The 14,261-nt window shown below is 69.5% G+C and carries 16 protein-coding genes; 10 read left to right on the top strand and 6 right to left on the bottom strand.

The genetic code is table 11. From position 1 onward, the window contains the following. Window positions 1–22 precede the first annotated feature (22 nt). The 3 genes from ispF to carD are packed head-to-tail and all read right to left on the bottom strand — an operon-like array spanning window position 23 to window position 1,702. Entirely contained in the window at window positions 23–514 is a 492-nt protein-coding gene (ispF, locus tag A9X00_RS12190; RefSeq protein WP_067153244.1) for a 2-C-methyl-D-erythritol 2,4-cyclodiphosphate synthase, read from the bottom strand. After that, entirely contained in the window at window positions 511–1,197 is a 687-nt protein-coding gene (ispD, locus tag A9X00_RS12185; RefSeq protein ID WP_067153242.1) for a 2-C-methyl-D-erythritol 4-phosphate cytidylyltransferase, read from the bottom strand. The genes ispF and ispD overlap by 4 nt, the downstream gene beginning before the upstream one ends. Window positions 1,198–1,213: 16 nt before the next feature. Beyond that, window positions 1,214–1,702, bottom strand: a complete 489-nt coding sequence (carD, locus tag A9X00_RS12180; RefSeq protein WP_003419482.1) for an RNA polymerase-binding transcription factor CarD — start codon at window positions 1,700–1,702, stop codon at window positions 1,214–1,216. 290 nt (window positions 1,703–1,992) lie between these two features. Between carD and A9X00_RS12175 the strand changes: the two genes are divergently transcribed. Genes A9X00_RS12175 through disA form a run of 3 tightly spaced genes read left to right on the top strand, consistent with a single transcriptional unit; the run spans window position 1,993 to window position 5,081 of the window. Then, window positions 1,993–2,511, top strand: coding sequence for a hypothetical protein (locus A9X00_RS12175; RefSeq protein WP_067153240.1), 519 nt, complete (start codon window positions 1,993–1,995; stop codon window positions 2,509–2,511). A gap of 60 nt (window positions 2,512–2,571) precedes the next feature. Continuing rightward, entirely contained in the window at window positions 2,572–4,011 is a 1,440-nt protein-coding gene (radA, locus tag A9X00_RS12170) for a DNA repair protein RadA (RefSeq protein ID WP_067153238.1), read from the top strand. Next, a complete protein-coding gene (gene disA, locus A9X00_RS12165; RefSeq protein WP_067153236.1) occupies window positions 4,008–5,081 on the top strand; it encodes a DNA integrity scanning diadenylate cyclase DisA in 1,074 nt (357 codons plus the stop codon). The genes radA and disA overlap by 4 nt, the downstream gene beginning before the upstream one ends. A 6-nt stretch (window positions 5,082–5,087) precedes the next feature. On the opposite strand, the gene A9X00_RS12160 is transcribed toward disA, so the two are convergent. Together A9X00_RS12160 and A9X00_RS12155 are read right to left on the bottom strand one after the other, a co-directional pair. Further along, window positions 5,088–5,903: a hypothetical protein gene (locus A9X00_RS12160; protein ID WP_156772050.1), complete on the bottom strand. Its 816-nt coding sequence runs from the start codon at window positions 5,901–5,903 to the stop codon at window positions 5,088–5,090. Between the two features lie 217 nt (window positions 5,904–6,120). Beyond that, window positions 6,121–6,738 (bottom strand): carbonic anhydrase, encoded by a 618-nt coding sequence (locus tag A9X00_RS12155; protein WP_067153232.1) that lies wholly within the window; start codon window positions 6,736–6,738, stop codon window positions 6,121–6,123. Between A9X00_RS12155 and A9X00_RS12150 the strand changes: the two genes are divergently transcribed. The 3 genes from A9X00_RS12150 (at window position 6,737) to A9X00_RS12140 (ending at window position 10,244) form a co-directional block, all read left to right on the top strand. Next, window positions 6,737–7,636: an A/G-specific adenine glycosylase gene (locus tag A9X00_RS12150; RefSeq protein WP_067153230.1), complete on the top strand. Its 900-nt coding sequence runs from the start codon at window positions 6,737–6,739 to the stop codon at window positions 7,634–7,636. The two genes, A9X00_RS12155 and A9X00_RS12150, sit on opposite strands and share 2 nt — an antisense overlap. Window positions 7,637–7,765: 129 nt before the next feature. Continuing rightward, the gene (locus tag A9X00_RS12145; RefSeq protein WP_067153228.1) at window positions 7,766–8,554 is read left to right on the top strand and encodes a gluconate 2-dehydrogenase subunit 3 family protein; all 789 of its coding nucleotides are present in this window, start codon (window positions 7,766–7,768) and stop codon (window positions 8,552–8,554) included. Then, window positions 8,547–10,244: a GMC oxidoreductase gene (locus A9X00_RS12140; RefSeq protein ID WP_067153226.1), complete on the top strand. Its 1,698-nt coding sequence runs from the start codon at window positions 8,547–8,549 to the stop codon at window positions 10,242–10,244. The genes A9X00_RS12145 and A9X00_RS12140 overlap by 8 nt, the downstream gene beginning before the upstream one ends. Here the strand turns inward: A9X00_RS12140 and A9X00_RS12135 are convergent. Beyond that, window positions 10,228–10,995, bottom strand: a complete 768-nt coding sequence (locus tag A9X00_RS12135) for an alpha/beta fold hydrolase (RefSeq protein WP_067153224.1) — start codon at window positions 10,993–10,995, stop codon at window positions 10,228–10,230. The two genes, A9X00_RS12140 and A9X00_RS12135, sit on opposite strands and share 17 nt — an antisense overlap. A gap of 63 nt (window positions 10,996–11,058) precedes the next feature. Between A9X00_RS12135 and mhuD the strand changes: the two genes are divergently transcribed. From mhuD to A9X00_RS12115, 4 genes are all read left to right on the top strand, one after another. Next, window positions 11,059–11,379 carry a mycobilin-forming heme oxygenase MhuD gene (gene mhuD, locus A9X00_RS12130; protein ID WP_067153222.1) on the top strand — a complete coding sequence of 107 codons (321 nt, stop codon included), beginning with the start codon at window positions 11,059–11,061 and terminating at the stop codon, window positions 11,377–11,379. Next, entirely contained in the window at window positions 11,354–12,718 is a 1,365-nt protein-coding gene (locus tag A9X00_RS12125; protein ID WP_067153219.1) for a serine hydrolase, read from the top strand. Before mhuD ends, A9X00_RS12125 begins: the two co-directional genes overlap by 26 nt. A 4-nt stretch (window positions 12,719–12,722) precedes the next feature. Continuing rightward, window positions 12,723–13,439, top strand: a complete 717-nt coding sequence (locus tag A9X00_RS12120; protein WP_067153217.1) for a hypothetical protein — start codon at window positions 12,723–12,725, stop codon at window positions 13,437–13,439. Window positions 13,440–13,504: 65 nt separating this feature from the next. Further along, window positions 13,505–14,041: a dihydrofolate reductase family protein gene (locus A9X00_RS12115; protein WP_067153215.1), complete on the top strand. Its 537-nt coding sequence runs from the start codon at window positions 13,505–13,507 to the stop codon at window positions 14,039–14,041. Window positions 14,042–14,261 lie beyond the last annotated feature (220 nt).

Genomic DNA, 14,261 nt, shown 5'->3' with positions numbered 1-14,261 from the left:
CGGGCCTATTGCGGCGCGTGGCCTACAGGACGCTCACCCGATTGCGCACGACGAGCGCGGTCGCGATCGCGGCCAACCCTTCGCCGCGCCCCGTCAGACCCAGCCCGTCGGTGGTGGTCGCCGATACCGAGACCGGGGCGCCCACCAGGCGCGACAGGACCTCCTGCGCCTCGGCGCGCCGCGGGCCCACCTTGGGGCGGTTGCCGATCACCTGCACGGCGGCGTTGCCGACCCGGTAGCCCTGACGAGAGACGAGCGCGACGACGTGCCGCAGCATGTCGGCGCCGGTGATGCCCTTGACGCGCGGATCGTCGACGCCGAACACCGCGCCGACGTCGCCCAACCCGGTCGCCGACAACAGCGCGTCGCACAGCGCGTGGGCGCCCACGTCGCCGTCGGAGTGGCCGGCGCAGCCGTCGTCGTCGGGAAACAGCAGCCCCAGCAGCCAGCACGGCCGCCCGGGTTCGATCGGGTGCACGTCGGTGCCCACGCCGACCCGCGGCAGCTCGGTCACCGCCGCACGACCGTTTGGGCCAGCAACAGATCCAGCCGGGTGGTGATCTTGAAGGCGAGCGGGTCGCCGTCGACCACCTGTACCTGGCCGCCGACGTGTTCGACCAGCGACGCGTCGTCGGTGAAATCCGCGGTCCCCGCGCGCTCGTAGGCGCGCAGCAGCAGGTCGGTGGCGAAGCCCTGCGGCGTCTGCACGGCGCGCAGGCCGGCCCGCTCCGGCGTGCCCAGGACCACCCCGTTGGCATCCACGGCCTTGATGGTGTCAGACAGCGGCAGCGCGGGCACGACGGCCGCGTGGCCGGACCGCAGCGCCTCGACCACCCGCACGATCAGCCCGGGCGGCGTCAGCTCCCGGGCGGCGTCGTGCACGAGGACGAATTCCGGAGACGCGGGCAGGGCGGACAGCGCCAGGCGCACCGACTCGGTGCGGTCGCCGCCGCCGGCGACGACGGTGGCCCGGTCATCCAGCAGCTGCCCCGCCTGTTCGATGCGGTCGGCGGGCGCGGCCACCACGACGTGGTCGACGGCGCCGGAATTCAGTAGCCCGGTGACGGCGAACTCCAGCAGGGTGCGCCCGTCGAGCTCACAGAATGCTTTCGGGATGCCGGCGGCCAGCCGCTGACCCGACCCCGCGGCCGGGACAATCGCAACTACTTTGCCCGGGACGCCGGTCTTGTCGGCCACCAGAGCGTCAGGGCCTTCAGGAAGCGGCGGCCAGAACCTCGTCGAGGATGGTCTCCGCCTTGGCGTCGTCGGTGCTCTCGGCTAGCGCCAGCTCACCGACCAGGATCTGGCGGGCCTTGGCCAGCATGCGCTTCTCGCCGGCGGACAGACCGCGCTCCTGGTCGCGGCGCCACAGGTCGCGCACCACCTCGGCCACCTTGTTGACGTCGCCGGAGGCGAGCTTCTCGAGGTTGGCCTTGTAACGGCGGGACCAGTTGGTGGGCTCTTCGGTGTGCGGAGCGCGCAAAACCTGGAAGACCTTGTCCAGGCCCTCCTGGCCGACGACATCGCGAACACCGACGTACTCGGCGTTTTCGGCGGGTACTCGAACGGTCAGGTCACCCTGCGCCACTTTCAAGACGAGATACTCTTTTTGCTCCCCTTTGATGGTCCGGGTTTCGATCGCCTCGACTAACGCAGCACCGTGGTGTGGATAGACAACGGTGTCGCCGACCTTGAAGATCATCTGATTCGAGCCCCTTTCGTTACTTCATGCTAGCACGGCGGCCCTAGGCGTGCGGAACAACGGTGCAGGTCAGGGGCACAACACGGGCGGATTAGGGGTTGACAGGCGGAGCGGGACGTGCAAGGGGTCACACTACGCCGGTCCCGATCGGGCCCGATCAGGCACCCCTGCCAGGCCCTGCCGCGCTGGTCCGGTGCCCTGCGCTACCGCCGCGAAGACGTTCCTACTACTGTGCATAGTTGCATAGTCGAACCACTGACATGGTGGGTCAGCCGAGCAGGAGGCTTTGAGTGAACCGCTTCGCCGTCGTCGGTCTGGTCGCCCTGGTCGCCGCCCTGCTCAGCGGTTGCGGAGCCGGTCAGATCTCCCAGATGGCCACCCAGGAACCGGCGGTCAACGGCAACAAGGTCACCGTCAACAACGTGGCGCTGCGCGACGTCCGCATGCAAGCCGTCCAGACCGGCGACTTCCTGCAGCCGGGGAAGACGGTGGATCTGGTGGCGGTCGCGGTGAACCAGTCGCCCGACGTCCCCGACCGGTTGGTCAGCATCACCAGCGACGTCGGCGCCGTCACGATCGGCGGCGACGGCCGGCTGCCCGCCGGCGGGATGCTGTTCATCGGCACACCCGACGGCCCGAAGGTGGCGCCGGGCCCGATCGAGGCCAACAACGCGGTCAGGGCGACGGTGGCGCTGGCCAAGCCCATCAGCAACGGCCTGACCTACAGCTTCACCTTCAACTTCGAGAAAGCCGGGCCGGCCACCTTGCTGGTCCCGATTTCGGCCGGAGTGGGCGCCCAACCCGCCTGACTCGGCCTGACCCGGCTTGTCCTACCCGGGCTTGTCACACGAGCCCGATACCGTCATGACGTGGCCCATGCGCGCTCCCAATACCGCTGCTCGGAATGCCAACACGTCACCGCCAAGTGGGTGGGGCGTTGCCTGGAATGCGGCACCTGGGGCACCGTCGACGAGGTGCCCGCGCTCGCCGCGGTGGGTGGGCGGGCCCGGCGTCCCGCCGGGGCGGCTTCGCGTGCCGTTCCGATCAGCTCCATCGAGCCGACCGCCAGCCAACACCGCTCGACGGGCATAGGAGAGCTCGACCGCGTGCTCGGGGGCGGCGTGGTGCCCGGCTCGGTCACCCTGCTGGCCGGCGATCCCGGCGTGGGCAAGTCGACGTTGTTGCTCAAGGTCGCCCACCGCTGGGCCCAGTCGGGCCGGCGGGCGCTGTACATCTCGGGTGAGGAGTCCGCCGGCCAGATCCGGCTGCGCGCCGACCGGATCGACTGCGGCGGGGACGAGGTGTACCTGGCCGCCGAGTCCGACGTGTACACGGTGCTCGAACACATCGCCACGGTCCGGCCCGCGCTGGTGATCGTGGACTCGGTGCAGACCATGTCCACCACCGAGGCCGACGGCGTCCCCGGCGGCGTCACGCAGGTGCGCGCGGTGACCGCGGCGCTCACGGCGGCCGCCAAGGCCAACGGCGTCGCGATGATCCTGGTCGGCCACGTCACCAAGGACGGGGCCATCGCCGGGCCGCGCTCCCTGGAACACCTCGTCGACGTGGTGCTGCACTTCGAGGGCGACCGCAACGGCACGCTTCGGATGGTCCGCGGCATCAAGAACCGGTTCGGCGCGGCCGACGAGGTCGGGTGCTTCACCCTGCACGACAACGGAATCGAGGGCGTCTCCGACCCGTCGCACCTGTTCCTGGATCAGCGGCCGGCGCCGGTCGCCGGCACCGCGATCACGGTGACGCTGGACGGCAAGCGACCGCTGATCGGCGAGGTCCAGGCGCTACTGGCCCCTAATTTTTCGAAGCCGGGCGGCGGCTCGCCGCGCCGCGCCGTCAGCGGCATCGACCACTCCCGGGCCGCGATGATCACCGCCGTGCTGGAGAAGCACGGCAGGCTGGCCGTCGCCGTGAATGACATCTACCTGTCCACCGTGGGCGGCATGCGGTTGACCGACCCGTCGTCGGACCTGGCCGTCGCGATGGCGCTGGCCTCGGCGTACTCCGGTCTGCCGTTGCCGACGACGGCGGTGATGATCGGCGAGGTGGGGCTGGCGGGCGACCTGCGGCGGGTCAGCGGCATGGAACGACGGCTGGGTGAGGCCGTGCGTCAGGGGTTCAGCATCGCTCTGATCCCCGACGGCGACGATCCCCGCCGCGAGATCGTGCCGGACGGGATGCGAGCGCTGCGGGCACCGACCATCGACGCGGCGCTGCGACACATGAAAGCCATCGCCGAGCGCGGCAATGGCTGGACGCATAACGCAGTGGGGCCGCAGAATGACACGCTGTGACCCGTCCGACACTGCGTGAGACCGTCGCCCGCCTGGCGCCGGGCACCGGGCTGCGCGACGGCCTGGAGCGCATCCTGCGCGGCCGCACCGGGGCGCTGATCGTGCTGGGCAACGACGAGAACGTCGAGGCCATCTGCGACGGCGGCTTCGCCCTCGACGTCCGGTACGCGCCGACGCGGCTCCGCGAGCTTTCCAAGATGGACGGCGCCGTCGTGCTGTCCACCGACGGCAGCCGGATCGTCCGGGCCAACGTGCAGCTGGTGCCGGACCCGTCGATACCGACCGACGAGTCGGGAACTCGGCACCGCTCGGCGGAGCGGGCCGCGATCCAGACCGGCTACCCGGTGATCTCGGTCAGCCACTCGATGAACATCGTCACCGTCTACGTCGACGGCGAGCGCCACGTGGTGGCCGATTCGGCGACCATCCTGTCGCGGGCCAACCAGGCGATCGCGACGCTGGAGCGGTACAAGACCCGGCTCGACGAGGTCAGCAGGCAGCTGTCGCGGATGGAGATCGAGGACTTCGTCACCCTGCGCGACGTGATGACGGTGGTGCAGCGGCTCGAGTTGGTGCGGCGCATCGGCCTGGTGATCGACTACGACTGCGTCGAGCTCGGCACCGACGGGCGGCAGTTGCGGCTGCAGCTCGAGGAGCTGTTGGGCGGCAATGACCTCGCCCGCGAGCTGATCGTGCGCGACTACCACGCCAGCCCCGAGCCGCTGTCCGAGGCGCAGATGACTGCGACGCTGGACGAACTGGACGCCCTGTCGGATACCGAACTGCTCGACTTCACCTCGCTGGCAAAGGTTTTCGGCTACCCGACGACGACCGAGGCGCAGGACTCGGCGCTGAGCCCACGCGGCTACCGCGCGATGGCCGGGATCCCGCGGCTACAGTTCGCCCACGCCGACCTGTTGGTCCGGACCTTCGGAACGCTGCAGGGCCTGCTGGCGGCCAGCGCCAACGACCTGCAATCGGTCGACGGCATCGGCACGATGTGGGCCCGCCACGTGCGGGAAGGGTTGTCCCAACTGGCGGAGTCGACGATCGCCGACCCACTCACCTGAGCTCGGTCAGCCGGCGGGAGACGGGCCCGGGGCGACCCCCGGCGGTCCTTCCGGCGGCGGCGCGAGCGCGGGCTGACCCGGCTGGCCGGGCACCGGCCCCGGCGGCGGGGGCGGCTGATTCAGGATGAACGGCAACGGCATCGAGCGCAGGTTGCCCAGCTGCACGACGAGGTTGTAGGTGCCCGGCCCGATCGCCGGCCGCGGCAACGGGCAGTGCGGCGCCGACCCCATGCCGGTCCACGTCACCGCCGTCGTCACCTGCTCGCCCGGCGTGAAGGTCTTCACCAGGGTCTCGTTGGACGGCGCGCAGTCGAGGTTCGACCACAGCCGCTTGTTGTCCAGCGAGTAGACGTAGGCCGCCAGCACCGCGGCCCCGACGTCGCGCTTGCAGGAAACCAGGCCGATGTTGGTGACGACCATGGTGAACTTCGGCTGGTCTCCGACGAAGTACTGGGGCGCGTTGGTCAGGCCCTTGACGGCCAGCGTCGAATCGGGGCAGTCATCGCCCTCCTTCAGCACCGGCGGCGGCTGCACCGCGGCGGTGGGCGTGGGCGACTCGGGGTTCTGCCCCGGCGGCGCCACCGGGGTGACGCCCTCCTGGCCCGCCGGGGGCGGCGGGGGGGCCGGGGGCGCGGCCGGCTTGCTTTCGGCGGTGTTGGGCTTGCCCACCGTGGCGGGTTTGGCGGCGGTGCTGTGGCTCATGAAGGCGATGATCGTGGCGACCACGACCCCGATCACGACCACCGCGATGCCCAGGGCCAGGCCCCTGCGCCGCCAATAGATCTCGGTGGGTAGCGGGCCACGCGGTTCCAGATCCAGCACGATCACACCGTAGGCCCAGGTCACGCCGATTTGTTATATCCGGCCCGGCGTGTCGCGATGTTTGCTGGCCGACCGCCGTGCTAGTGGGCCCGCGAAATCGGGCGGCTGTGGGCCCTCAGTGTGCACCCTGGGCTTTGCGTGTGCGACCAGGGTGACGACACGCCGGGCCACTCGACCGCCACCGCACACTGAGCGCCGGGGGCGCGAAAGTCGGCGGCTACTCGCCGATGTCGCCGACGTGGTCGGCCAATTCCGCCTTCCCTTCGGCGAGCTGGTAGGTGACCCCGGCCAGCGCCAGCGTCCCTGCCTCCACCCGCTCGGCTATGGCCGAGGAGCGCGCCACGAGTTGCCGCAGCGTCTCTTTCACATGCCGTTCCTCGAACTCGTCGACGCGGGTCAGGCCCTCGCGACGGCCCGCCAGGATCGACGGGGTGACTCGTTCCACCACGTCGCGCACGAAGCCACCCGGTATCGCGCCTTCGTCGATCGCGCTGATCGTTGCCTTGACGGCGCCGCAGCTGCTGTGACCGAGAACGACGATGAGCGGCACGTTGAGGGCCGTCACCCCGTACTCGATCGAGCCCAGCACGGCCGAGTCGATGGCCTGCCCGGCGGTGCGAACCACGAACACGTCACCGAGACCCTGGTCGAAGATGAGCTCGGCGGCCACCCGGCTGTCCGCACAGCCGAAGATGATCGCGGTCGGGCTCTGCCCGGCGGCCAGGCTGGCCCGGTGATCGACGCTTTGGCTGGGATGCTGCGGCTTGCCGGCAACGAATCGCTCGTTACCCTCTTTGAGTGCTTTCCACGCGGTTATCGGGCTGGTGTTCGGCATGGCCCATATCATGCCGCACACGCACATGAACGTCAGCCCGAGTGAGCTCATCGATTGGTACGACCGGTCCCGCCGTGAGTTGCCCTGGCGGGAACCGGATGTCAGCGCGTGGCAGATCCTGGTCAGCGAGTTCATGCTGCAGCAGACGCCCGTCGCCCGAGTGCTGCCAATCTGGCCAGACTGGGTGCGGCGCTGGCCCACCGCGTCGGCGACCGCCGCGGCCAGTGCGGCCGACGTGGTGCGCGCGTGGGGCAAGCTCGGCTACCCGCGGCGCGCCAAGAACTTGCACGAGTGCGCCACCGTCATCGCGCGCGACCACGGCGACGTGGTCCCCGACGACATCGAGGTGCTGCTGACGCTGCCCGGCGTCGGCAGCTACACCGCGCGCGCCGTCGCGTGCTTCGCCTACCGCCAGCCGGTGCCGGTGGTCGACACCAACGTGCGGCGGGTGATCGCCCGCGCCGTGCACGGCCTGGCCGACGCGGGCGCCCCGTCCGCCACGCGCGACCACGCGGACGTCTCGGCGCTGTTGCCCGATGACGAACGGGCGCCGACGTTTTCGGTGGCGCTGATGGAATTGGGCGCGATCGTATGTACCGCGCGGGCCCCCCGCTGCGGGTTGTGCCCGCTTCGCGAGTGCGCGTGGCGGCGCGCCGGCTATCCCGCCGCCGAAGGGCCGGCGCGGCGCGTGCAGACCTATGCGGGGACCGATCGCCAGGTGCGTGGGAGGCTGCTGGACGTGTTGCGCGCCAAGGACTCTCCCGTCACACGGGCGGAGCTGGACGTGGCCTGGTTGACCGATACGCAGCAGCGCGACCGGGCCCTGGATTCGCTGCTCGCCGACGGGCTGGTGACCCGGACTCTCGACGGCCGGTTCGCTCTGGCCGGCGAGGAGTAGCCGGGGCGGGCGCACCGCCACAACGACTTTCGTCGCGCCGTTATCGCAATTGCCCGTTGCCGCGCAACCCGACACGCCGTCCGGCGCTCGTTCCACGGAAGACTCATATCTGCGTCATACCCTGCCGATGTGCCCAGCGAGGAGGCCGGCCAGGGATCCCGCTTGCCGCCGGTGTCCCGGCGCACGGTACTCGGCGGCCTGAGCCTGCTGCCGCTGGCCGCCGCCGTGCGGGGCGCTGTGCCCGCCGCTTCGGCCGACCCGGGCTACCGATTCCTGACGGCGCACCAGGCCGCGGTGCTCGACGCCGCCACCCGCCGCCTGATCCCGGGCCCCCAGGACTGCCCGGTCGAGTTCGGTCCGGGAGCGCACGAGGCGGACGTCGTCAACTACCTGGACCGGATGCTGTCGGTCTTCGACGTCGCCCCCGCCGACGTGCACGCCGGCGGCCCGTGGAGCAACCGCGCTGGCGGTTCGCAGGACTACATGGCGACCTTCGTGCCGCTCAACCGCGCCCAGGCCTACGCGTGGCAGCAGCGCCTGACGCAGCTGCGCGACCAATACACCAGCGGCATAGCGTTACTCGACCAGCAGGCCGGCGGTGACTTCACCGCGATCCCGGGGGTGAAGCAGGATCTCATCCTGGCCCACGGTCCCGCGGCGACGTTCGCCGGAGTGCTGTTCGGTCACGCCATCGAGGCGATGTACAGCGTCCCCGAGTACGGCGGCAACGCGAACCTGGTCGGCTGGAAGGACATCAAGTACCCCGGGGACTCCCAACCGCGCGGATACACCCCCGCCGAGGTGGAGGCGGTTCAGTGGGACGTGATCGTGCTCAGCGACATCATCAACCGCCTGCGCCGCGGGGGTTGGGAACAGGTGATCGCCAAATTGGGCGGAAGGGGCGGCGTGAGTGCCTAAGGCGGTCATCGTCGGCTCCGGCGCCGGCGGGTCCACGGTGGCGATGGAGCTCGCCGAGAATGGTTGGGACGTCGTGATATTCGAGAAGGGGTCGAACTACTTCACCAACCTGGAGGGCACCGGTCCGCTGGGGACGACGTTTGCCAACGACGAACTCAAGTCGCTGTACCGCTACTTCGAGCAGCCGGACCCGCTCGCCTACCCGCGCACCTACCGGCACAACGCCTCCCAGGCCGCGGGCTACGTCGGCCCGGTCAACGAACTCCCGGTGACCGTCGGCGGCGGAACCGTGCACTGGGACGCGAAGGTGCCGCGGTTCTGGGACATCGACTTCAAGGGGTTGTCGATGCTCGGCCCGCAACCCGGCGCGGACGTGCAGGACTGGCCGTTTGAATACAGCGAGATCGCCCCGTACTACGACCTGATCGAGGTGCTGATCGGGACGCAGGGTGACGTCGGGACGATTCCCGCCCTCTCGTTGAAGCACGCGCCGCGCTCGCGGCAATACCCGATGCCGCCCGGGCCGCAGCAGCGCTCGTCGACGCTGATCGCCAAGGGGGCCAAGCGCATCGGGCTGCATCCGTATCCGTTCCCGACCGCGATCAATTCGGTCGAATACGACGGCCGCCCGGCGTGCAACAACTGCGGGTTCTGCAGCAACTACGGCTGCCCGATCTCGGCCCGGGTGGGCGCGCTCGCGCCCCTGCGCCTGGCGCTGCGGACCGGCCGGGCGCAGTTACATCCCGAAACCACCGTCACCAAAGTCAATTTCAGCGGCCGGCGGGCCACCGGCGTCTCCTACCTCGACCCGCGGGGCAACCCCGGCGGAGAGAGTGCGGACCTGGTGGTGCTGGCCGCGTCGGCGATCGAGACCGCACGCCTGGCGTTGCTGTCCGGCCTGCCCGACGTCAGCGGACGGATCGGCGCCCGGCTGATGTTTCACAATTTCGTCGACGGGTTCGGCATCTACCTCGATCAGCGAGTGCACGCCTACCGCGGCCGCTCGATCACGCAGTGCATGGAGGATTTCTGCGACCCCAACTTCCCCGGGGCCCGGTTCGCGGCGAAGCTGGCCGGTCTGCCCTACATCCGCGGCGGCCTGTGCGAGCTGGGCGGCAGCCAGGACCCGATCACGGAGGGCAAGTTCTACCAGGAGATCCTCGGATTCCTGCCCGGGGTGCAGCTGTTCGGCAGCCCGTTCAAGGACCTGATGCGCGCGTCGCTGCTGCGCGACCGGCTCGCCGGCGTGAATTTCATAGGGACCGACCTGCCGTACCTGACCAACAACGTCACCCTCGACCCGACGGTCACGGACCTCAACGGCCAGCCGGTGGCCCGGGTGACCTGGGCGCCGGGCAGGCACGAGGCGGTGGCGCAGACGTTCTACCTGGTGCCCATTACCGCGATGATGGCGGCGGCCGGCGCGCAGCTGTTCGCCGCCGTCCCGGACGGGCTGGAGCGAAAGCTGGGCGGCGGCACCCCGCCGAACACCAAGCACGTGATGGGCGGGATGCAGATGGGCGTGTCCCCGGCGACCAGCGTCGTCGACCCGAACGGGCGAATGCACCAGATGGACAACGTTTTTGTCGCCGACGGCAGCGTGTTCGTCACGTCGGGCTGCCAGAATCCGACCAACACGCTCATGGCGGTGGCGCTGCGCACCGCGCGCGGGATCACCGGCCGGCGCTGACCGCCAGAAACGACTCCACGGCCTCGCGGTACGCCTGCGGCGCCTCGTCGTGGACCAGGTGACCGGCCTGTGGAACGTGCAGATACGTTGTGGGCGAAGATGTTTCGGCCATCGCGCGCATCTGTCCCGGCGGCGTCACGGAGTTGCCGGCCTCGATCAGCAGCGCCGGCGCTCGCACGGCGGCCCACTGCGCCCAGTAGTCCCGGGTGCCCCATTCGGCCGCGATCTCGATCCAGCGCGGGGTGTGCCCGTGCAGCCGCCAGCCGCGTTCGGTGCGGTCGAACGCGTCCAGGAAATACTGCCCGGCGACGGGCCCGAACTCCTCGAATACTTGCTCGGCAGAGTCGAATTCGACCGGCAGGGCATGCAGCCAGGGCTCCCACGGCCCGGTGGTGCGGCCCCGGAAGTCCGGCGCCATGTCCTCGATAACCAGCGCCGAAACCAGGTCCGGGCGCTCCGCGGCGAGGCACCACGAGTGCAGGGCCCCCATCGAATGCCCGACCATCCTGGCCGGCGTTCCCAGGGCACCGACCGCGTCGGCCAGATCGGCGACGAAGCGTTCGGTGCTGATCGGGTGGGGGTCGTCGACGTCGCGGCCGCGGTGCCAGGGGGCGTCGTAGGTGTAGACGGTGCCCAATCGCGTGAGCCATGGCAGCTGGCGCGACCAGGTGGTGCCGCGGCCCATCAGGCCGTGCACCAGCACCAACGGCTCGCCCCGGCCGCCGCGGCAGGTCAACAGGTCGCTGGGCATATCACCATCTTGCGTGGCCCGCCCGGGAGTCGGTTGAGGCGGGCGGCACGGTAGCCTAGCGAAATGCCGCAAGTGGTGAAGATCAATGCAATCGAGGTGCCCGCAGACGCCGGCCCCGAGCTGGAGAAGCGGTTCGCCCACCGCGCGCACGCGGTGGACAACCAGCCCGGTTTCCTCGGCTTCCAGTTGCTGCGCCCGATCAAGGGCGAGAACCGCTACTTCGTGGTGACGCATTGGGAGTCCGAAGACGCCTTCCAGGCCTGGGCGAAGGGTCCCGCCATCGAGGCGCATGCCGGCGAGCGGGCCAACCCGGTGGCGACCGGGGCATCGTTGCTGGAATTCGAGGTCGTGATGGACGTTGCCGGCAGCAAGCAGGGTAATTAGCGACCGATCGGCTCGGCGCCGCGCGGCGGCGTTCGGCGCCGCGGCGGCGCTGGTGGTGACCCTGGCGCCGGGTTGCGCCCCCTCTCCCTCCCCGCAGGCGAATGCGGCGAACCCGGGCCGGCAGATCGACACCCGGACGCCTCCCGGCATCCGCGCGCAGCAGACGTTGGACATGCTGAACTCGGACTGGCCGATCGGCCCGGTCGGGGTCGGCACCCTGGCCGCGCCCGAGAAGGTCGAGTCGGTCGAGACCACCATGGAGGGGCTCTGGTGGGATCGCCCCTTCACCCTCGACGCCGTCGACCTCGGCGCCAGCGTCGCCACCTTGCACCTGGTCACGTCGTATGGCGCGCGCCAAGACATTCGGATACACACCGACGACGAGGGCCGGGTCGACCGGTTCGACGTCGACACGCAGCCGCCGAAGATCAACTCCTGGCGCGACGTCGACGCCGTGCTGAGCAAGACGGGCGCCCGCTATTCCTACCAGGCCGCCAAGGTGGATAACGGCCACTGCGACCCGGTGGCCGGCACCAACACCGGCGAATCACTGCCGCTGGCATCGATTTTCAAGTTGTACGTGCTGCACGCGGTCGCCGGCGCCGTCCAAAGCGGCACGGTGTCCTGGGACGATCAGCTCACGGTCACCGAGAAGAGCCGGGCGGTCGGCTCGTCGGGGCTGGAATTGCCGGTGGGGGCGCATGTTTCGGTTCGCACGGCCGCCGAGAAGATGATCGCCACCAGCGACAACATGGCCACCGACCTACTGATCGGAAGGTTGGGAACGCACGCCATCGAGGAGGCGCTCGCCACCGCGAGGCATCACGACCCGGCCAGCATGACGCCGTTCCCCACGATGTATGAGCTGTTCTCCGTCGGCTGGGGCAAACCGGATCTGCGCGACCAGTGGAAGCAGGGCTCCAAGCAGGTGCGCGCCCAGCTGTTGGCGCAGGCGGATTCGACTCCCTACCAACCGGATCCGGCCCATGCCCACACCCCCGCCTCGGCCTACGGCGCGGAGTGGTACGGCAGCGCCGAGGATATCTGCCGAGTGCACGTGGCGCTGCAAGCCGACGCGGTCGGCCCGGCCGCGCCGGTCAGGCAGATCCTTTCGGCGGTGGCCGGCATCCAGCTGGACCGCAACATCTGGCCGTATATCGGCGCGAAAGCCGGTGGGCTGCCCGGTGATCTGACGTTCAGCTGGTACGCCGTCGACAAGAACCAGCAGCCGTGGGTGGTGAGCTTTCAGCTCAACTGGCCCCGCGATCACGGCCCCCGGGTCACCGGCTGGATGCTGCAGGTCGCCAGGCAGGCCTTCGCGCTGATCGGGCCCAAGTAGCCGGGTGAGCGCTCGCGAGTCGCTGCTGGATACTTTCCCGGGGCGGCTGTTCATCCAGGACATGCGGAGATTTGGCGGCCTCGCCGTACCCAAGACGCTGATCCGGGCCGCGACCTGGGCCGTCAGCGGTTATCTCTACTCCGATCGCTATCTCGAGGTCGCGTACCTCGACGTGGACGATGCGGAGCTGCGCAGCTACGACGCCGCGGGCCTGCGAGCCCTCACGGGACTGAACACGTTCGGCTCGCCGCAGATCCATCAGGGCACGATCGACGAGTTGCGTGCACCGAGGATCGGCAATCGGAAACCGTTGAGCGCGTTGCCAGCCGGCGCATTCTGGACGTCGACGCCGATCACGGAGGACGAGGACACGTGGACCCTCTGCGGCGAGAACCTGCGTCGCGAAATGCCGTGCTGGGAAGTGCATTTCGATCTCGCCCGTGCTCGCGTGGCACAGATCGATTCGGTCCGTGATTGGGCCGACCTGATCGACGCGAACACCGCCACGGCTGACGGCCGTAAGTATCCGGACTGGCCGGCGATCGCGGAATCTTGGGATGCCGTACACCTGTCAGCGGCGGGACTGCTGCTGGCGTATCCCAAGATCTCGACGACCCGGTTCGGCTCCTATGTCGGCGTCGGGGACTGGTCGACGGTTTCCACGGCGTGGCTGCGCGAACCGCCGGGCGTGGAGATCAGGCCGGCGCCCGTCGCCGGATGACGCACCGAAGTCGATGAGTTCTGCGGTCCGGCCGAGTCTGTACCTCCGAGCACTGAGGAGGAGTCATGGGACGGCTGATCGTTTCGGCGTGTACGACGGTTGATCTGGTCATCGATCCGTTGGAGGGCTGGTTCGAGCCCGATGGGGACTCGGACGGCATCGCCCAATTGCGTGCCGCCGATGCGCTCGTTCTCGGCCGCAAGACATACGAGGGCCTCTCCGAATTTTGGCCGGACTCGAGCGGTGGCTATGCCGAGCTGATCAATCCGATGCCGAAGTACGTCGCCTCACGGACGTTGAGCGGGCCGCTGAAGTGGAACTCGCAGCTCCTCGGCACCGAGCTGGCGGCTGATGTGCGCGCCGCGAAGGCCCGCCACTCCGGCGACCTAATCGTCTACGGCTGCGGCGAATTGGCTTATGACCTTGCGCGTTTGGGTTTGGTCGACGAGGTGCGGTTCTGGGTGTTCCCCTGGGTATGGGGCGAGGGAACGCGGGCATTCCAGGAGGGCAGCCCGCCGGTTCGGATGCAGCTGCTCTCGACGGTGACCTACCCGTCCGGCGTCGTCAGGCTGGCATACCAACCGCTCACCGCAAGTGCCTGACGACACGACCGACAGGCGCAATGTGAGTTACGAGTTCGATAGCGTATGCGCTATCGAACTCTGGGACAATCCGCACGGAGCGCAGCATCCGAAACGAAATTCCTTATGCGCCAGGCTGGTTCAGCTCGGCTGCGACGCTGGAAGCCCGCTAGTTGTTGTTGGGTGGGGGTTAGCGTGCGATGGCGTTTCGATCCGAGCCGCCCGACTCACTCGCCGAGGC

This window comes from Mycobacterium sp. 1245805.9 (assembly GCF_001672915.1).
GTDB lineage: Bacteria > Actinomycetota > Actinomycetes > Mycobacteriales > Mycobacteriaceae > Mycobacterium.
This window is presented reverse-complemented; position numbering and strand designations above follow the sequence as displayed.